Source organism: Luteitalea pratensis (assembly GCF_001618865.1).
GTDB lineage: Bacteria > Acidobacteriota > Vicinamibacteria > Vicinamibacterales > Vicinamibacteraceae > Luteitalea > Luteitalea pratensis.
The window spans coordinates 6626483-6644769 of record NZ_CP015136.1 but is presented as its reverse complement, the minus strand read 5'-3'; the positions used below and the strand labels follow the sequence as shown (position 1 = coordinate 6644769).

The window sequence follows — 18287 nt, the reverse complement described above, 5'->3', positions numbered from 1 at the left end:
GCCTTGCGTGGCGGGTCTCAAGTCTCAGGTCTCAAGTCAGGCCTGAGACCTGAGACCTGAGACCTGAGACCGCTCTACGTCCCCCCGAGCCACGCCGCCCGCGTCGCGAGTTGCGCCGTCGACGGCGCCACCCGCGGTGCGAGCCGCCAGGCGTTGCCGGGCTCCTGGCCGAAGGTGACCTCCAGTCGCATCAACTCGTCGCGCCTTGCCACCAGCAGCATCGCCTGCGTCGTCGGCGGGTACTGATCGAGCCGCCGATCCCACTGATCCGCGCGGACACGGTAGTCGCCGATGGCGAGGATCTCGTCGTCCACGTTGACGCCCGCGGCGGCGCCAGGACCGTCGCGCCGCACCTGCGTCACGACCAGCCGGCCGCCGTCGTTGCGGGTGGTGATGCCAAGCCATCCCCGGGTCGCGAGGCTTTCGGCCGGCACGAACTGCAGGCCGTAGGCGTCGAGCAAGGGCTGGTATTCGAGCGGTTGTGTGGTGTCGAGGGCGCGGGCCAGAACGTCCGCGAGTTCGCTGCCGCCCACCTCCGTGATCACGCTGCGGAACGCGGCTTCGGTAAAGCCCTTCGTCCCCGCGTACCGTGCGAAGGCCAGGCGCATCACGTCGTCCAGGGACCTCTGCCCGTTGGTGGCCAGCCGGATGCGAGCGTCCAGCAGGACGGCGATCACCTGCCCCTTCGCGTAATAGCTGACCGACGTGTTGGCAGAGTTCTCATCGGGGCGGTACTGCTTGATCCAGGCGTCGTACGAAGACTGCGTGACCGGCTGCACGAGGCGTCCCGGCGTGGTCTCCAGGCCCCGGATGTCCGACGACAGGGCCCCGAAGAACTCCGCATCACTCGAGAGGCCTGCGCGCCGCACGAGCAGGTCGCCGTAATAGGACGTGAAGCCCTCCGAGACCCACAGGCTTGGCGTGTAGTTCTCGTTCTCGTAGTCGAACGGGCCGAGTGCTGCCGGCCGCAGTCGCTTCACGTTCCAGACGTGGAAGAACTCGTGGCTGACCAGGTTCAGCCAGCCCACGTAGGCCTGCCGGGTGCCCATCGCCCAGCGCGATGTCATCAGCACACTGGAGTTGCGGTGCTCGAGGCCGCCACTCGCCTCCGTGATCATGTTGACGAACACGTACTTGTCGTATGGCAGCGAGCCCCACAGCTTCTCGTGTTCGGCAACGATCCGATCGACGTCTCCGATCGCGCGCGCGCCATCCCAGCTGCCGCCCTCATTGGCGTTCACCAGGTAGTGCGGCTTGCCGCTGCGGGTGAACTCGTAGACCTCGAGATCGCCGGCGACGATCGGGCCATCCACCAGCGTGTCGTAGTCGGCCGCCTCGAACGTGTGCGGCCGTCCGTCCATCTCGGGCAACCCGGACATCGCGCGCGTCCAGGCGGCTGGCAGGTCCAACGTGACCTGGTGCGGGCGGTGGAGTCCGCCGACGAGCGTGAGGTAGGTGGCAGGTCCCTGCAGCAGTGCGAACCGCGACTCGATCCAGTTCGTCCTGACCGTCATCTCACGGCCGTAGACCCGGTAGCGCACCACCACCCGCGACGCGCCACCAGTGTCGATGGCCCAGCGATTCTTGCGGGTCTTGATCGGCGCAGCCACCCCTGATGGCCGCACGACCTCGAGTCCTTCGACGTGTCGCGCGTACTCGCGCACGAGGTATGACCCCGGCGTCCATACGGCCATCATCAACTCGATGCGCTTCTGGCCGGCGGCAGGGAACGAGGCCTCCACGTCGACGTAGTGCCGCGGCGCATCGGGGAAGCGCAGCGTGTACGTGATCGGATCGGCGGCGCCCGGTCGCGCGCCCGTGGCGGCGCCGGCAGTCTGGGCTTCAGTGGTCATGGGCAGGCAGGCGATCGACGCCAGCAGGAGCAGGACAAGACGCAGCATTGGGCTCTGGTACCATTTACCGGCGTTGCCCGGCGTGGACAGGCCGCTATTGAAATCATAGGAGATTCCATCCGCGTGCTCACGCCAGGCGATGTGCTCGACGGTCGCTACGAGATTCTCGAGCTACTCGCCCGCGGCGGCATGGGCGCCGTCTACCGCGCCCGCCGGATCCTCCTCGGCGACGACGTCGCGGTCAAGGTCCTGAGCACCCCGGACGACGCATCACTCCGCGAACGCTTCCTGCGCGAGAGCCGCGCCGCGGCGCAGCTCCGGCACCCGCACATCGTCGGCGTCCTCGACTACGACATCGATGCCGAGGGTCACCCGTTCCTCGTCATGGAGTACCTGAACGGGCCCAGCCTGCTGCAGCGCGTGGCCGTGGATCGCCAGCTGCCGGTCCAGGAAGTGCTCGACATTGCCGGGTCCCTCTGCAGCGCCCTCCAACTGGCCCATGACGCCGGCGTCGTCCATCGCGACCTGAAACCCGCCAACGTCGTCAGCCACGAGTACATGCCCGGCCGATACGTGTACAAGGTGGTCGACTTCGGACTGGTGAACGTCCGCGAGATCGCCGGCGCGCTGAAGCTGACGCTGGATCGGCAATTCCTCGGGACGGTGGCCTATGCCTCACCCGAGCAGTTGCGCGGCGAGCCGGTCGATGCCCGCTCCGACATCTACAGCTTTTCCGCGATGCTGTACGAACTGCTCACCGGGCGGCCGCCGTTCGACCACGAGGACCCGTTCGTCGTGATCACGAAGCACCTGATGAAGGAGCCGCCGCCGCCTCGCGACCTGGCGCCGTCGATGCCGGAGGCACTGGAGGCGGTCATCCTGCGTGGCCTCGCGAAGGATCCGGCACAGCGGCCGCAGTCGATGGACGCGCTATCACGGGCGCTGCGCGAGTCCGCGGTGGCCGGCGCGACGCCGATTGCCGTCCTCGATGCGCCGCCGCCGACGGTGCGTGGCTACCAACTCGGGGCGCCGATCAGCAAGGGACGGCTCGGGAGCCAAATCTACCTGGGCACGCACAAGGCGCTCGGAACGGCAGTCGCCATTCGTGTCCTGCACCGCGCGGACGTCGCCGATTGGGACGCGGCCCGCGATCGTTTCATCCGCGAGGCTCGCGCGATGCAGGTCGTCCATCCCAACGTGATGCACGTGCGCGATTTCGGGGAAGAGTCCGATTACGTGTATGTCGTGACCGATCTCGTGCTCGGCAAGAGCCTGGCACAGCGCCTGGCCGACGACGGCCCACTGCCGTGGCCGGTCCTCGAGCGGTTCACGTCGCAACTGGTCGATGGCGTCGCCGCGTTGCACCGCCGGGGCGCCTTCATCTGCGGCATCACGCCCCTCACGACGCGCCTGACCAGGGAGGACGACGAGGAGCGCCTGCTGGTGTCGTCGGGCGGCGTGAGCCAGGTCGGGGAACTCCTCGGCACGGTCAGCGTCGGCGTGCTCCGCGGCACGGACCTGGGCGAGTCGGAGTTGCCGTTTGTCGCGCCGGAGATCCTGATGGGCGAAGCGCCCACGATCGCCAGCGACCTCTTCACCATCGGCGCGCTGGCCTACATGATGGCAACGGGGTCGCCGCCGTTCCTCGAGCCGACCCTGCCGCAGTTGATGGGCGCCATGCTTCGGCAGCCACCCGAACCCCTGTCCCGCATCCGGCAGGACGTCCCACAGGCCTTCAGCGACGCGATCATGAAGACGCTGTCGCCCATGCCGGGCGAACGTCCCGCCGACGCGCGATCGCTCGCGCTGATGTTGTAGGCACGCCTCGTCCGACCGGCTGCTCATTGCACGACCTTCCACGCACGCAGCCAATCCCCCAGCGCGTACAGGTGATCCACGTGATCCGCAGCGGAGTTGCCAGCGAAGCCGAGGAGCTGGAAGCCTTCGCGACGCGCCTCGCTCAGTTGCTGCATGCCGAGCGGCCCGTGTTTCAGCACGGGCTGCCGCGAGAGGCCAAGCGACGCGAGCAGCGCGTTGGCCGTGTCCGTCGTGCTGGCATAGGTGCCAGGATAGACCTCCGAGTGCGTGATCCAGAACCGCTTGCGGCCAGCCGCGGCATCGGCCGCCAGGCGTGTGAAGGCGTCGAGGTCCGAGACGTTCACCGCCGGATCCTTCGAGCGCGCTGCTGACGGGTCGCCCCCGATCACATACGACGCATGCAGGCTATCCAGCAGGATCACGGTATTCACGCGCGCGGCGGTGTCCGGCGTCGAGAGGATGGCCCGCACCGCGCCGTAGCCGGCGCTCCACGAAGTGAGGGTCACGCTCGACCACGTTGGGCGTCGGCCCGTGATCCGTGCGGTGGCGTCCGCGGCCTCGTCGAGCAGGGCAGAGAACTTCGCGGCATCCGCGAACGGCGCAGCGTAGCGGCCAGACCCGGCGCCCAGATTTACCGTGACCAGCGCAGCGTGTGGAACTGCCTTGGCGATGTGACGCTCGATGAGCCACGGCGTGCCGTGCAAGTGCATCACCAGTGGCATCGTCACCCGCTTGCGCGCCGCGGCGGCGGCAGGCACGAAGAGTTCGCCAAGCGAGAGCGTGGTGCGTTCGCCGTCAGCGCGCGACTCTGCGACACGGGGATGCGGTCGCGTGGTGTCCGAGATCGGCGAGGGGTTCTGTGCCTGCTGGGCGTGCGCGGGCGTCGCGATCGCCAGGATGGCACCGATGCAGAGTCGGTGCGAAAAGCGACGAAGCGCATCGTGGGCGATGGGGGCTGGACAGCGGGGCACATCAGAAGTTTAGCGACTGTGCGCAGGACGGGGCATCGCGATTCGAGAAGGCCGGCTGGGCGTTCGGACGCCGCGATCGCTCGCCTTCCTGGTGCCCTGACGCGTCAGTGGGTTGACCCGCTGTTCTCAGGACCGAGTAACGGCAGCCGCAGCTGCTTCAAGAGTCGTGCGAATCCAGCGTCGCGGCGCAGCACGTCCCATTTCGGATCGGCGGCGAGGAACACGAGGTGCGCGTCCCGCTCGGTGTATGCGCGTTCCAGCCAGCGCATCGTGGCAGGCGTGTCGCCGAGCCCGAGATGGACCACTGCGACGTAGTACGCGGGGACGTACCGCTCCCGGGCGCGTGTTTCCAGTTCCTGCAGCGCGCGCCTTGCCTCAGCGCGTCTGCCGGCGAGCGCGTGCGCATACGCAATCAGCGAAAGCGGCTCGGACGACCCGCCAGAAAGCTCCACCGCCCTGGCAAGCTGTTCGAGCGCCGCATCTCGACGGCCTCGTGTCATGTCGATCTTGGCCAGGGTCACCCACGCCACCCAGAAGTCCGGCGCCAGATCGAGCGCTTGGCGCACCGCCTGCGCCTCCTCCTCGTAGCGGCGCGACTGGTACAGGAAATGCCCCTGGAGCGTCATCGCCAGCGCTGAGACGGGATCGCTTGCAAGGGCCAGATCCGCCTCACGCCGCGCATCGTCATTACGCCCGAGGTCCGAGAGCAGGTGGCCATAGCCCATGTGCGCGGAGGCATTGTCGGCCTGGAGCGCGAGCGCGCGCTTGAACGCCGCTTCGGAGGCCTCCCAGTCCCAGTCATGCCACAGCGCGATCCACCCCAGCGTCACGTGTGCGTCGGCCAGTTCCGCATCCAGCTGCAGGGCGTGCGTGGCGGCCTGCCTCGCGCGCGGGAACGCCTCGAGGGGCGGCACATCGCTCGTCACCGGCAGGCGGCTGTAGCACTCCGCCAACGCAGCGTGAGCGAGCGCGTACCCCGAATCGCGAGCGGTCGCGTCCTCCAGCAGCGCTATCGCCCGTTGCATCGAATCTCGATTGGACTGTGCTGCGAACACGCGCGCCTTCATGTACAGCTGATAAGCGACCGGGTCGGCGGTGTGGCGCCGGGCAAGTCTCGTCCGCTCACCTGGCGTCAGGGTGAGTGCGAGACTGCGGGTCACCTGCTCCGAGATGGACGTCTGTAGCGCGAAGATGTCGTTGAACGCCTCGTCGAACTGACCGGCCCACAGCTGGCGGTCGTCGGCGACTCTCACGAGCCGGGCGGTAATGCGGACGCGGTCGCCCCAGCGCTGCACCTGCCCGTCGAGGACCGCATCGACGCCAAGCTCGCGCCCTGCATCGATCGGGTCCTGATCGGCCGCGGCGTATCGCCGCACCGCGCTCATCGGGCGCACCGTGAGGTCGCGGAGCGCCGCCAGCTTGCCGATGATCGCCTCCGCCATGCCGAACTGGAGCGAGGTGTCGGCCGCATCGGGCACAAGGGCCTTGAATGGCAGGACGGCGATGCGTCGCGGAATACCGGGCGACTGCTTCGACCAGGACCACGTCGTGAGCCCGAGCCCCCCAACGATGCTCAGGGCAACGAGCGCCACTGCCGTCCACATGCCCCGGCGATTCGCCGTGCCGGCCCTCACGACGGCAGTGCGAACCGGTGATGTTGCGGGCTCGGCAATGCCGGTAACGACAGGGTCTGGCGCGACCGCGGTCGCCTCCGGCGGTGCGAGGTGTGTTTCCGCGACGAACTGGTAGCCGCGTCCGGCGACGGTCGCAATGAACCTGTGATCTCCACGCCGCTCGCCGAATGCGCGTCGCAGGGCCGAGATGCTCTGGTTCAGGTTGTTCTCGACGAACGTGTCAGGCCAGACCGCCTGCAACAGTTCGTCCTTGCCCACGACCCGTCCACGATGTTGCAGGAGGAAGAGCAGGGTATCGAACGCGCGTGGGGGAAGCGGCACGGGCTGGTCGTGACGCAAGACGAGACGGCGCGTCAGGTCCACGCGCCATTCGCCAAATCCATAGACCGCCGGAGCCGGATCGCTCATCGCTTCGGCACCTTCAGAAACCTTCAGAACGTTTCAGCACCGTCTTCAAGACGCCACGGGAGCGCGCGGTCAGTATCGCGCATGCCGGGATGACCCGGCCAAACCTGGGAGACCGCCATGCGATACCTGCCACACACGCGCACCCGCATCACGCTTGCCTTCGTGGGCCTTCTGTCGGTCGCTGCACTCGCGGGAATCTCCCGGCGTCTCGAGGCGCGTCACACGCAGGACACGCTGGTGAGTGGCCGTGATTGTGCCACTGGCGCCGTGCTTCGGACATTTCCGGCGCTCAACTCGTTCATGCCCGGCGGTGTCCTGATCGACACCACGACCGCGTCGGCGCCGTCGTTGCGGACGGCTGGTCACGGCACCTGGTCGCACACGGGCGGACGCACGTATCGCGCCTACTCGCTGGCCTTTCTCTTCAACGCGGCGGGCGCGTACGCCGGCACGCAGTCGATCGAACAGTCGATCGAGATTGGCGACGACCCGAACGAGTTCTACAGCACCGCGACCAGCCGCCTGGTCGATGCCGCAACCGGCGCGGTGACCGTCAGGTGCGCAACCGCCGTGGCCCGTCGCATGCAGTGAAGTCGAGGTTACCCTCTTTGCGTGTCCCGTTCGACCCGCCAGCGCCGTTCGGTTGCCCCGCCCGCTGCGCCTGAGGCGCAGGGCACATACCGATGGCGCTGGCCGCTGATCCTGCTCGGGCTGGTGCTTGCCCTCAAGACGGCGCTAGCACTCACACTGGCTGGACATCCGCTGCTCCAACCCGAAGGCGAGCTCGACGCGGGCGAGTACTGGCGCCTTGCGCAGCGGGTCGTGGCTGGCGACGTCCTGCTGACCGGGACTTCGTTCTACGTGTCACCCCTGTACATCTACTGGCTGGCGTTCGCCCAGGCCATGACCGGCGCCCGCGTCGCGGGCGTGCTCGTGCTGCAGGCCGGGCTCGGCACGCTGGCGGTGTGGCTGACGGCGCGGACCGCCGCCCTGTGGGTGGCCGACGACATGCGCGTCCGCGCGGCGGTCGTGGCCGGCGGCGCGCTCGCGCTCACGGGCATCGTCGCGTTGCAGGAGGCGCTCATCCTTCAGGCCGCGCTCGATGCGATGCTCATGTCGGCCTTCGCCTACGGGTGCAGCCGGGCGCTACAGGAGCCGTCAGCCCGAAGGTGGGCGTGCAGCGGCATCATCTTGGCGCTGCTGGCGACAAATCGACCAAACGCGTGGCTACTGGGTGTCATCCTCTTGCTGGGCGCATGGCGTCGCGGCGGGGTGCTGCAGGAGCGGGGCGACCGCCTTCGCGCCGCGACAGCAGTCGCGCTCGGTGCGCTCGTCGTGCTCGCGCCGTTCACGGTCCGCTCGAGAATCGCCACCGGCGCATGGCAGGTGCTGCCGGGGCACGGCGGGCTGAATTTCTACATCGGCAACCACGCGGCCGCCAACGGCACGTACACCGTGGTGGACGGCGTCCGGCCGTCCATCGCGGGCCAGCGCGACGACATGCGACGCGTTGCGGAACAGGCGGCGGGCCGTCCGCTCTCGGACGCCGCGGTGTCGTCGCACTTCGTCCGGCAGTCGCTTGCATGGTGGCGACGCGCGCCCGTCGATGCCATCGGCCTGTTCGCGTACAAGCTGTGGCTGACGACACACGCGTGGGAATTGCCGGTCAACGTGAGTTACGCGTGGTTCCGCGAGCAGGTGCTGCTGCTGACGTTCCTGCCGGTCGGCGCGTGGTTGCTCGTTCCGCTCGGCCTCGCGGCGGCCATCGGCGGGCACGTGGCCGTGCCGGTGCTCCACCAGGGCGCATGGCGCTGGTTCCGCTGGCTCCTGCCGGCCTACCTGGTAAGCGTGGCCATCTTCTTCGTCGTCGATCGCTACCGAGCTCCGGCCCTGGTGTTCGGCGCGATCTCCGTGGGGATTCTCGCGTCGATGTGGCGCTCGTCCGACCAACCACCCGAAATCAGCGGAGCCTTCGCCGCCATGGCCGTCGCAGGCGTGGTCCTGGCCGCCGGCCTCGTTCCACTGCCGTTCCACCTGGGCGAAGCGGACGCTGACACGCGTATGGCCCTGCATGCCATCGACAGTGGACGCGACGCGGAGGGGCGCGCCTGGCTGGATCGTGCTGTCGCTCGTCATCCGGCGCCGGGCGTCGCCTGGTTCCGCGCCGGGCTCGCCTGGCAGGCACGTAACCAGCTCGCCGATGCGGAGCGAGCCCTGAGGGAAGCCCATCGACTCGACCCCGACGTCAGCGACGTCGCGTTCGCGCTCGGCGAGGTACTCATCTCCGAAGGCAAGGGCGCCGAAGCCGTGCCCCTGCTGGAACAGGCCGAACGCGGCGGCGTGCGCCCCGATCGCGCCCGCCTCGATCTCGCCCTGGCGCGCTGGCAGGCCGGCGACGAACCGGGCGCGCGGGCGACGCTCGCGGCCGGCGTGCCACCCGAGGCGCTGCCGTTGCTGCGGGCACGCGCACTGGCGTCGGTCGAGGCGGGCCGTGTGAATCTCGCGGCCTGGCTCCTCACGGAGCATCGTCGCTACGTCAGAGACGATGCCGAAGTGACTGAAAAGCTGGGGCTGATGATGGCTCGCGGTGGTGACGTGACCGCCGCAGCCGCCCTGTTCGAGGAGGCCTTACGGCTCGATGCTTCCGACGCGACCGCACGTTTCAACCTGGCGATCGCGCGCGTACAGCAAGGACGACGGCTCGAGGCGATCGCGCTGCTACGCGAGGCCTTGCGCATCGATCCGACGTACGCGCAGGCCGCGGGCGCGCTGCGTGAACTGCTCGCCGCACAGTAGCGTCAGGCGGCTCGCGGACAGGACTCATGTCTCAAGTCTTCGGGTCATGGTTGCGCGAACTGCCTGAAGTACGCCACGCACTTGTCTCGCCAGGCCGCGGCGTCGATCGCCTGCTGGTGCAACTTCGCGGCGACCGCGACGTGTCGCTCTGCATCCACCTGGCCGGCGATGGACTGCCACGCCTGCTCGAACGCAGCGGCGCCCTCTGCGCCGCGCGTGTAGTGCGAAACGATCTCGTCCCACAGCGTGCGACCCGATGCCATGCGGTAAGTCCATGGCAGGCGATGGAACCACAGGAGCAGCGCGTCCGGGGTCGTCGCCGGATCTGCCCACCGCTCCCGCAAGGGCGACCGGTACTGCCCGACGGCGTCCGTGCCGCGCCGCGAGCGATCGACGCCGACACCGTCGCGACTGGCGCGGTGGTAATAGATCGCCGACCAGTCGGCGCGACGTGGATCCGCGTTCTCCGGCATCGGTGCGTAGTGATCGCCGCCGATGAGGTGGTGCAACCCGAGCGGCATCGTGTAGTCGACGTACGTCTCGCGGGATCGCAGCAACAGGTCGGTGATCGTCGCGACGATGCGGGCCTCATTCGACCAGGTCATGCGCACCCACTCGTCGGCGAGGCCTTCCGGCGACAGCGAGGGGTTCCACGCCAGCCGGCCGTACGCATGCCAATTGGCCTGCGCGAGACCGTGCCCGGTCCAGTTCCTGTCGCTGCCGGTATTGGCCACGCCGGCGATCCCCGTGTCGGCATACGGATGCACGTCGCCCTCGATCACGCGCGCGACCGTGGAGCCCGGCCCGGCGGCGAACGTGTCCGACGCGAGGAACTCGCGCCACATGGGCGCCAGGTACACGGCGTGCGTGGACTGGCCGAGATACTCCTGCGTGATCTGCAGTTCGGCCATCAGCGGCGTCTTCGGCATGGCGCCGAACAGCGGATGGAATGGTTCACGTGGCTGGAAATCGAGCGCCCCGTTCTTCACCTGGACGAAGACGTTGTCGCGAAACGTCCCGTCGAGCCGGGTGAACTCCAGGTACGCGCGCTTCACGCGATCGGGATCGACCGAATCGTCGTAGACGAATGCTCGCCACATTACGACACCGCCGTGCGAGGCGAGGGCGTCGGCAAGCATGTTGGCGCCGTCGGCATGCGTGCGCTTGTAGTCCTGGGGGCCGGGTTGCCCTTCGCTGTTGGCCTTGACCGCGAAGCCGCCGAAGTCCGGAATTCGCGCGTAGATCTCGTCGGCCTTCGCACGCCACCAGGCAGCGACGGCAGCGTCGAGCGGGTCGGCCGTCGCGAGGCCCCCGATCGTGCGCGGCGCCGAGAAGTTGGCCGAGAGGTAGACGCGGATGCCATACGGCCGCAGCACCCTCGCGATCGCCGCCACCTTGTCGAGGTACTCGGGTTGCAGGGTGCGGGCGTTGGCGTTGACGCTGTTGATCACGGTGCCGTTGATGCCGAGCGACGCGTTTGCCCGCGCGTAGTCGGCGATGCGCGAGTCCACGGTCGCCGGCAAGGCCGCCCAGTTCCAGAGCGATCGTCCCGCGTAGCCGCGCTCGATCGATCCGTCCATGTTGTCCCAGTGGTTCAGGAGGCGTCGATTCAGCCGCGGCCGCTCGGAGACGTCGAGGCTGGTCACGCTCGCACTCGTCTGGATGAGGCGGAGCAGGTGGAACGTCCCGTACAGCACGCCGATGTCATGTCGTGCCGCCACGACCGTGACGGGTCGATCCTGCACACGCACCGACCGGAGGACGTAGCCCTCGTCGCCGACGGCCTTCAGCGCCTCCTCGAGCCTGAGCGCCGCGATGGCAGGCGATGAGGCCGGCGTGCCGAGCACGATCGCGCCGCCCCGATCGGGCGCCGGCACTCGCGATGCCTCGTGCCCCGTCAGCCCGCGCAGGCCGCGCTGCAGTTCGTCCACCGCGACGCGCATCGTCTCGCCACCAGCGGGGGCGACGATCGCGGTTGCATGCGCGCTGATCTCCACACGGCGCGCCTCGTCAACGATGGGCCGATAGCGGAGCCAGAGGTCGTAGCCGTCCTCGCCACGTGCCGGTGCCGCCGCGAAGACGAAGACCAGACACGCAACTGCCGCCACGCGGCCCTTGGTGACGTTGTCCATGCGGCAGAGGGTACAACGTCTGTTGGTAGGGACCGCTCTCCGAGCGGTCCGTCTCCGCGACGTTGCGACGAGGGAGCTGGACGCCTCGGAGAGGCGTCCCTACCTATGCCACGAATGGACGTCCCGGAGAGGCGTCCCTTCCTTCACGGGTCACGCTGCGAGCGCGCGCCGGACCGCGGGCGCAACTTCTGTCCCGAACAGCTCGATCGCTTTCATCACCTGCGCGTGGGGCATCGTCCCGACGCTTACGTGCATCAGGAAACGGTCGAAGCCCAGGATCTCGCGCTGCCGCAGGATCTTGTCGGTGACCTGCGCGGCGCTGCCGACAAAGAGCGCGCCCTGTGGCTCTCGCATCGATTCGAATGCCTCGCGCGTCATCGGCGGCCAACCGCGTTCGCGGCCGATGCCGGTCATCGCTACTTCGTACGAGGGGAAGAACGCGTCGGCGGCCTGCTGCGACGTGGCTGCGACGTATCCGTGCGAGTTGATGGCGAGTCGCGGACGGGCGTGTCCGGCCCGCGCGGCGGTGTCCTGGTGGAGGTCCACGTATGGCCGGAAACGTGCCGGCATACCGCCGATGATCGCCAGGGTCATTGGCAGGCCGAGGCGCCCGGCACGTTCGGCCGATGCCGGCGTGCCGCCGACGCCGACCCAGACGGGCAATGGGTCCTGGACGGCGCGCGGATACACGCCGCGGTCGTCGATCGGCGGCCGATACCGGCCGCGCCATGTCACCTGTGTCTGGGCCCGCACGCGGAGCAGCAGGTCCAGTTTCTCGGCAAACAGCGCGTCATAGTCGGCAAGGTCCTGCCCGAACAGCGGGTAGGACTCGATGAAGGAGCCCCGGCCGGCGATGATCTCGGCGCGGCCGTTCGAGATCAGGTCGACCGTGGCGTACTGCTGGTAGGCACGCACCGGGTCGTCAGAGCTCAGCACGGTGACGGCGCTGGCCAGGCGGATTCGCGATGTGCGCGCCGCGGCGGCCGCCAGCACCACGGCCGGAGCCGAAACCACGAAGTCGCGTCGATGGTGTTCGCCGACGGCGTAGACGTCGAGCCCAACCTGGTCGGCGAGGGCGATCTCCTCCACCAGGTCGCGCATCCGCTGCTGCTCGCTGACGAGGTGGCCGGTCGAAGGGTCCGGGAAGCGGTCGCCGAAGCTGGTGATGCCGAGTTCCATCACCCACAGGGTAATGGCGAAGACGATCAAGGGAGAAGCGACAGGGAAGTAGTCACAAGGGCGCCAAGGGAGGAGTGACAAGAAAGGAGTGACACAAAAAAGGACACGGGAGAACGCGTGACGCGCTAAGCCGTGTCCCTTGTGTCTTGTTCCGAGGGCGCGTCCTTGGCCCTCGTCCCTTGATAGCCCTTGTGACTTCTTCCTTGTCCCTTGTCCCTTGGACCGATGCTCTAGAAGTCGATCCGTGCCGTCAGCAGGAGTCGCCGCGGTGGCGCATAGCTCGTCGGCTGGCCGAGCGCCGCGTTCGGCTGATTGGTGTTGATGATCAGCGCGCGCGTGTAGCTGGCCGGGTCGCCCGCGACTTGCGTGCCGTTGAACTGCCGGGTCCGCGGGTCGAGGAACGCTCGGTTGTCACGGCTCAAGGCCGTCTGCTGGTTGAACAGGTTGAGAACGCGGGCCTCGAGACGCGTGACGACGCGGCTGCCGAAGCGCAGGTTGTACGCTGCGAGGAAGTCGACGTTGGTCCAGAAGTCGTTCCGGTTGGTGCCGAGCGGCTCGATCAGGAGGCGATAGCCCGAGTACCAGTCCTGCACGCGGCGTTCCCACGGCGTGCCGCTCTGGGCGCGGACGTAGCCGCCGAGCGAGAAGTTGTCGGTGATCATGTAGGTGCCGAACACCTTCAGCACGTGTGGTCGATCCTCGCCGAGCTTGCCGTAGCGGAAGTCATCCTCGATGTAGACGCCCGGGCCGTCCTGCAGAATCGACGACGTATTGAACACGGCGCCCGCCGCGTAGTCGAGGTCATAGTTGCCCTTCAACTCGCTCCACGCATAACTGACCGTCGTGCTCCAACGATCGGCCATCCGCCGGTTCAGCTCGACGGTGAATGCACGGTAATCGCGGCGGGCGTTCTGGAGGTTGTCGACGACGAAGTTCTCCGGCGGTCCGAGATTGGTCGAAGGCTGGTCCTCGATGAAGTCCTTCGCTGTGCGGTCCATGTAGAAGGCGTCGAGGCCCCAGTTGCCGCCGAGCGGCGTGGCATACCCGATCAGCCACTCATCGGTGTACGTCGGCTGCAGGCCCGGGCGGATCACGCGGTTCGTCGTGTTCGAGCTCGTCGTATCGCTGATCAGCGCGCCCGTGACGGCGTCGAAGAACGGCGTGTTCTGCACCAGCCGCAACGGCGCGTGCGCGCGGGCGCTGCTCTTCTGGTCGCTGCCGTAGTAGCGGCCGTAGTTGGCGTAGACCTTGTCGCCCTTGCCCTTGCGGATGTTGTAGTTGACGCCGAGGCGCGGCTGCAGCTGGTCACCGTAGTCGAAGGTCAGGAACGTGTTGCGGGCATCGCCGATCTGTTGCGCGAACTCGTCCTTGTTGAACAACATCCCGGCGTTGACCACCAGGCGGCTGCCGATCTGGATGTTGTCCTGCACGAAGAAGCTGTAGGTGCGCGACTTGGAGAGCTGCGGGTTCTGCGTCGGGTAGTAGCTGCCCTGGTAGCGGCGGCCGGCCTCGACGAGGGTGATCGTGCCCCAGCCGTTGGCATTGCGCGTGAGGTCCTCTTCGGTGTCCTCGTACATGAAGCCGCCGCGGATGTCGTGCGACGTCTTGCCGAGATTCACCAGAGTGCCCGTGTTCAGGCGGAACTCGTTGCGCACGTAGTTCTGGCGGTTGAGGAGCAGTGGGGCGCCGCCGTACCGGTAGCCAGTGACCGGATCGACGAAGTACCCCATCTGCCGGAGGTTGTTGATGTCGAACGTCGGCCGGTACCCGAGGTCGGTGCGGGCGACTTGTTCGCCTTCCTCATCGAGGCGCAGGTACTTTGCCTCGACGTAGTTGCGCTGGCTGAAGAACATGTTCCAGTTCGCGGTGGCGACGCGGTTGGTGCCCTCGTTGTCGGTGGCGACCTCGGGTGAGTCGTTGATCCCGACGCTGCCGAAGGCGGTCTCGCTCGGGCGCACGCGATAGCCGACGTTGAAGAACTGCGACTGCACCGGCGCGAACGTCAGCTTGCCGAAGAACTCCGTCGTCGTCGTTTCGCTATCGGGGACCGGGCCGAGGTTGTTGACGCGCTCCGACGTGGTCGACTTGATCAACTGTCCCGACGTGTAGAAGAACAGCTTGTTCTTCATGATTGGGCCGCCGAGCGCATACGCCGGAATCCAGCGGTCGGTGTTCTCGAGCGCCAAAGGCGTCTCGGCCTCGGCAATCAGGGACTTCGGAATCGCCTCGAACCGGAACCCGCCCTTCAACTGGTTGGTGCCAGAACGCGTGACGGCGTTGGTGACGAAGCCGGACGATCGCCCGAACTCCGCCGAAATCGCTCCGCGCTTGACGTTGAACTCGGCGATATCGAACTCGTTGACCTCGGTGCTCAGGTAGCCGAAGCCGGGATTGGTGATGTTGACGCCGTCGATCAGATACGTGTTGTCCTGGCGGGTGGCGCCACCGCTCACCATGCCGGGCGTCGCGTTGTTGTTCTCGGCGACGCCGGGAATCAACTGGAACAGGCCGGCATACGTGCGCTGCAGCGGCAGTTCCTTGATCAGCTGCGCGTCGTAGTTGAAGTTGACCTCGGTCGTCTTGAGGTCGACGACAGGGGCGGCCGCGCTCACTTCGATGGTTTCGTTGAGGTTGAGCCCCAGCACCACGTCGGTCTGCGCATCGACGTCGACCTGGACGGTGACCGCCCGCTTGGCCGACCCCGAGCCCTGCTTGGTGACTTCGAGGATGTACGCGCCAGGCAGCAGCAGCGGGAAGCGATAGGCGCCGTTGGAATCCGTCGTCGCCACACGCTCCCCGGGCAGCGGGTCGCCCGTCAGGCGGACGGTCGCGCCCTCGACGAGTTGCCCACCCTGATCGAACACGACGCCAGAGATCGAGCCGGTGTCGGCTGCCCACACGATGGCGGGTGCCAGACACGAGAGCACGGCCAGCACGGATGCCAGCCAGCGCTTGATCACCATAGGAACACTCCTCCCGGAGCGATGGTCAGGGGCGGCCGTCTCCGCGGAAACGGACGCCCGAACGTGGAACCGCCGTGATGCTACCGACGAGAAGGATCTGGATGCAACAGGCGGACCGCCACTGGTCCCAGGCGGGGCGCCGGATTGCCAGCAAATGCATGGGGTTCTGTCCACATCCCGCCACTTCGCATACGGAAGCGTGGATCGGGGATCCGTAATGGCTGATGCCTGATGCCTACGGCTACGGCCTACCGGCTACGGCCTGCAGGCCGCATGAAGGCGAAATTGCAGGCTGCAGGCTGCAGGCTGTAGGCCGCAGGCTGAGTGGTGGTTACTTGATGAGCGACGCGGCGTAGACGGCGGCGCCGAGGAGGCCGGTCTGGCGGTTGCGGACGATCGAGACGGGCATCCGCTCGACCAGGCCGGTCATCGGGGGTTTGGCGCGGAACGCGTCCATGAAGAAGGGGAGGTCGAAGGCCGGCAGGAGTCTGGAGGGAATGCCGCCACCGAGGTAGACGCCGCCCGTGGCCACGCATTGCAGCCCGAGGTTGGCCGCGGCACTGCCGTAAATGGACACGAACAACTGAAGTGCCTCGACGCAATGCGGGTCGGATCCGTCCAGTCCGTGGCGACTGATCGTCGCCGGCAGATCGTCCTCGTCCACCTCGGTGAGCAACGGCGACCGGTCGTCGCTCGTGAACCTCAGCAGGTTGATGAACCCCTTGCCCGAGATGATGTGTTCGTAGGTCGCGCGGCCGTACCGCGACGTGAGGAACTCGAGCAGGGCAATCTCTCGCGACCCGCGCGGACCGAAGTCCGAGTGCCCGCCCTCCGAGGGCGACGGCACCAGGCGACCATGCTGACGCACGAGAATCGCCTGCCCCAGGCCGGTGCCCGCCGCCATCAGGCAGGCGTTACCGTCGGCATTGAACTCGCCTGCCTGCAGGACCTTCAACTCGTCGGCCCGCAACGCTGGTACGCCGTAGGCCATCGCCTCGACGTCATTGAGGATCCACGCGCGCCGGATGCCGGTCGTGGCCATCACTTCGCGGCTGTCGATCGCCCAGGGCACGTTGGTGAGCCTGGCCACCTGCTTGATGTTCGGCCCGGCCACCCCCACGCACGCGACCTCGACTTCCTGCGCGCGCACTCCCGTGGCGCCGAGGAACGTAAGGATCATCGCCGAGAGGCTCGGATAGTCGAGCGTCACGTACTCGCGAGAGTCGAGCAATTCCGGGCGTCCGCCAGTCGGCCGAAACACCCCGAGCTGCGTCTTGGTGCCCCCGAGATCGCCAGCCAGCAACATGAGGCAGAGGATATAACGCCTAACGCCTAACGCTTACCGCCGACGGGCTACGGCCTGCCGCCTGCAGTCGACGGCTTACGACTCAGCGCGCGCGTGTGACTCGAGTCCGATCTTCGCAGCTGCCCGTCGGACAAGTGATCCATGGCGCCAGCGCCACCGGTAGTCACGATATGCTGCAGCCCGCAGGCCGTAGGCGGTGAATATCGTTGGAGTCCGACGGCTACACGCGGTGGTCGGCGACTCCCGATTCCCGACTTCGGTACCCGGTACCCGTTCCCCGGTACCCGTTACCCGGTACCCGGTACCCGGCGCCCGGTACCCGTTCCCGTGCAGCAGCGTTCGGCGTACGGCGTTCGACGTTCGGCGTTCGCCGTGATGCTACCCTGCGACCATGGCCGACGCCCGGGTGCCCGCGCGCGTGGTCCGCACCAGGTTTCCGGCATTGCGCGACGATCATCTGCGGTCGCTCGCGCAGTGGCGGCTCGTGCAGCCGACACGCGAACAGGGCGAGACCATGTACTCGTTTGCCGATCTCGCCCCGCTGCGGGAGGTAAACGACGCCCTTGGACGCGGGATGCCCCTCAAGGTGATCGTGCGGCAGCTCCTCGCCGCGAGGCAGGGGCAACTCACGCTGTTCGACGGCGGCCCGGTCACGCCCGATCAGGAGAGCCGTGCCCGCGTGGTGACGCTTGCGTCTCGCGCGACCCGTGCCGAGGCCGTGCCGGCCGGTTCACCGGTGGACACCTCGCGCGCCGAGGACGCGTTCGAGCGCGCCACCGCGATGGACGGGCAGCCGGGACAGTCGCGCGGCATCGTGATGCAGGCATATCGCGAGGCGCTGGCCTTCGATCCTGCCCTGGTGCCGGCCCTGATCAACCTTGGAAACCTGCAGTACGCGGACGGCCACCTGCCCGAAGCGGCGGCGCTGTACGCACAGGCCGTCTCGCTCGCCCCCGACACGTTCGAGGGCTGGTTCAACCTGGGGCACACGCACCACGACGCCGGGCGGTTCGCCGACGCCGTGCGCTGTTACACGCGGGCCCTCGAGCTCTTGCCCGAGTCCGCTGACGCGTGCTTCTACCTCGCGGTGGCGTACGAGAAATTGGGGCGCTCACAGGACGCCCGGCCGCTCTGGCAGCATTACCAGCGGCTGGCGCCGGACGGTGAGTGGATCGCGCTGGCGCGCGAATTCGCGGAATGAAACCGGGCCGGCCGTGGTCGAGGCCG

General features: G+C 67.7%; 11 protein-coding genes. 4 read left to right on the top strand and 7 right to left on the bottom strand.

The window, feature by feature from the left end:
- Positions 1-74: 74 nt before the first annotated feature.
- Positions 75-1901 (bottom strand): M61 family metallopeptidase, encoded by a 1827-nt coding sequence (locus LuPra_RS27935; protein WP_110173810.1) that lies wholly within the window; start codon positions 1899-1901, stop codon positions 75-77.
- 75 nt (positions 1902-1976) lie between these two features.
- On the opposite strand from LuPra_RS27935, the gene LuPra_RS27930 reads away from it, so the two are divergent.
- Positions 1977-3671, top strand: coding sequence for a serine/threonine-protein kinase (locus LuPra_RS27930; RefSeq protein ID WP_110173809.1), 1695 nt, complete (start codon positions 1977-1979; stop codon positions 3669-3671).
- Positions 3672-3694: 23 nt separating this feature from the next.
- Here LuPra_RS27930 and LuPra_RS27925 read toward each other — a convergent pair whose 3' ends face one another.
- Positions 3695-4642: a hypothetical protein gene (locus LuPra_RS27925; RefSeq protein ID WP_110173808.1), complete on the bottom strand. Its 948-nt coding sequence runs from the start codon at positions 4640-4642 to the stop codon at positions 3695-3697.
- 104 nt (positions 4643-4746) lie between these two features.
- Positions 4747-6684: a winged helix-turn-helix domain-containing protein gene (locus tag LuPra_RS27920; RefSeq protein ID WP_110173807.1), complete on the bottom strand. Its 1938-nt coding sequence runs from the start codon at positions 6682-6684 to the stop codon at positions 4747-4749.
- A 117-nt stretch (positions 6685-6801) separates the two neighbouring features.
- On the opposite strand from LuPra_RS27920, the gene LuPra_RS27915 reads away from it, so the two are divergent.
- Positions 6802-7275: a hypothetical protein gene (locus LuPra_RS27915; protein ID WP_110173806.1), complete on the top strand. Its 474-nt coding sequence runs from the start codon at positions 6802-6804 to the stop codon at positions 7273-7275.
- 21 nt (positions 7276-7296) lie between these two features.
- Complete coding sequence (locus LuPra_RS27910) at positions 7297-9480, top strand: tetratricopeptide repeat protein (protein WP_110173805.1); 2184 nt, start codon at positions 7297-7299, stop codon at positions 9478-9480.
- Positions 9481-9524: 44 nt separating this feature from the next.
- On the opposite strand, the gene LuPra_RS27905 is transcribed toward LuPra_RS27910, so the two are convergent.
- From LuPra_RS27905 to glk, 4 genes are all read right to left on the bottom strand, one after another.
- On the bottom strand, positions 9525-11612 hold the full coding sequence (locus LuPra_RS27905; RefSeq protein ID WP_110173804.1) for an alpha-glucuronidase family glycosyl hydrolase: 2088 nt from the start codon (positions 11610-11612) through the stop codon (positions 9525-9527).
- Positions 11613-11762: 150 nt separating this feature from the next.
- Complete coding sequence (locus tag LuPra_RS27900; protein ID WP_110173803.1) at positions 11763-12791, bottom strand: LLM class flavin-dependent oxidoreductase; 1029 nt, start codon at positions 12789-12791, stop codon at positions 11763-11765.
- Between the two features lie 230 nt (positions 12792-13021).
- On the bottom strand, positions 13022-15754 hold the full coding sequence (locus LuPra_RS27895) for a TonB-dependent receptor (RefSeq protein ID WP_110173802.1): 2733 nt from the start codon (positions 15752-15754) through the stop codon (positions 13022-13024).
- Positions 15755-16085: 331 nt separating this feature from the next.
- On the bottom strand, positions 16086-17060 hold the full coding sequence (gene glk / locus LuPra_RS27890) for a glucokinase (protein ID WP_110173801.1): 975 nt from the start codon (positions 17058-17060) through the stop codon (positions 16086-16088).
- A 391-nt stretch (positions 17061-17451) separates the two neighbouring features.
- Here glk and LuPra_RS27885 point away from each other — a divergent pair, with 391 nt between their 5' ends.
- Positions 17452-18261: a tetratricopeptide repeat protein gene (locus LuPra_RS27885; protein WP_110173800.1), complete on the top strand. Its 810-nt coding sequence runs from the start codon at positions 17452-17454 to the stop codon at positions 18259-18261.
- Positions 18262-18287 lie beyond the last annotated feature (26 nt).

What these genes read in the sequence shown, in the direction of transcription:
- LuPra_RS27885 (WP_110173800.1), top strand. Translation starts at nt 17,452, where the DNA reads ATGGCCGACGCCCGGGTGCCCGCGCGCGTGGTCCGCACCAGGTTTCCG.
- LuPra_RS27900 (WP_110173803.1), bottom strand. Translation starts at nt 12,791, where the DNA reads ATGGAACTCGGCATCACCAGCTTCGGCGACCGCTTCCCGGACCCTTCG.
- LuPra_RS27895 (WP_110173802.1), bottom strand. Translation starts at nt 15,754, where the DNA reads ATGGTGATCAAGCGCTGGCTGGCATCCGTGCTGGCCGTGCTCTCGTGT.
- glk (WP_110173801.1), bottom strand. Translation starts at nt 17,060, where the DNA reads ATGTTGCTGGCTGGCGATCTCGGGGGCACCAAGACGCAGCTCGGGGTG.
- LuPra_RS27905 (WP_110173804.1), bottom strand. Translation starts at nt 11,612, where the DNA reads ATGGACAACGTCACCAAGGGCCGCGTGGCGGCAGTTGCGTGTCTGGTC.
- LuPra_RS27935 (WP_110173810.1), bottom strand. Translation starts at nt 1,901, where the DNA reads ATGCTGCGTCTTGTCCTGCTCCTGCTGGCGTCGATCGCCTGCCTGCCC.
- LuPra_RS27915 (WP_110173806.1), top strand. Translation starts at nt 6,802, where the DNA reads ATGCGATACCTGCCACACACGCGCACCCGCATCACGCTTGCCTTCGTG.
- LuPra_RS27920 (WP_110173807.1), bottom strand. Translation starts at nt 6,684, where the DNA reads ATGAGCGATCCGGCTCCGGCGGTCTATGGATTTGGCGAATGGCGCGTG.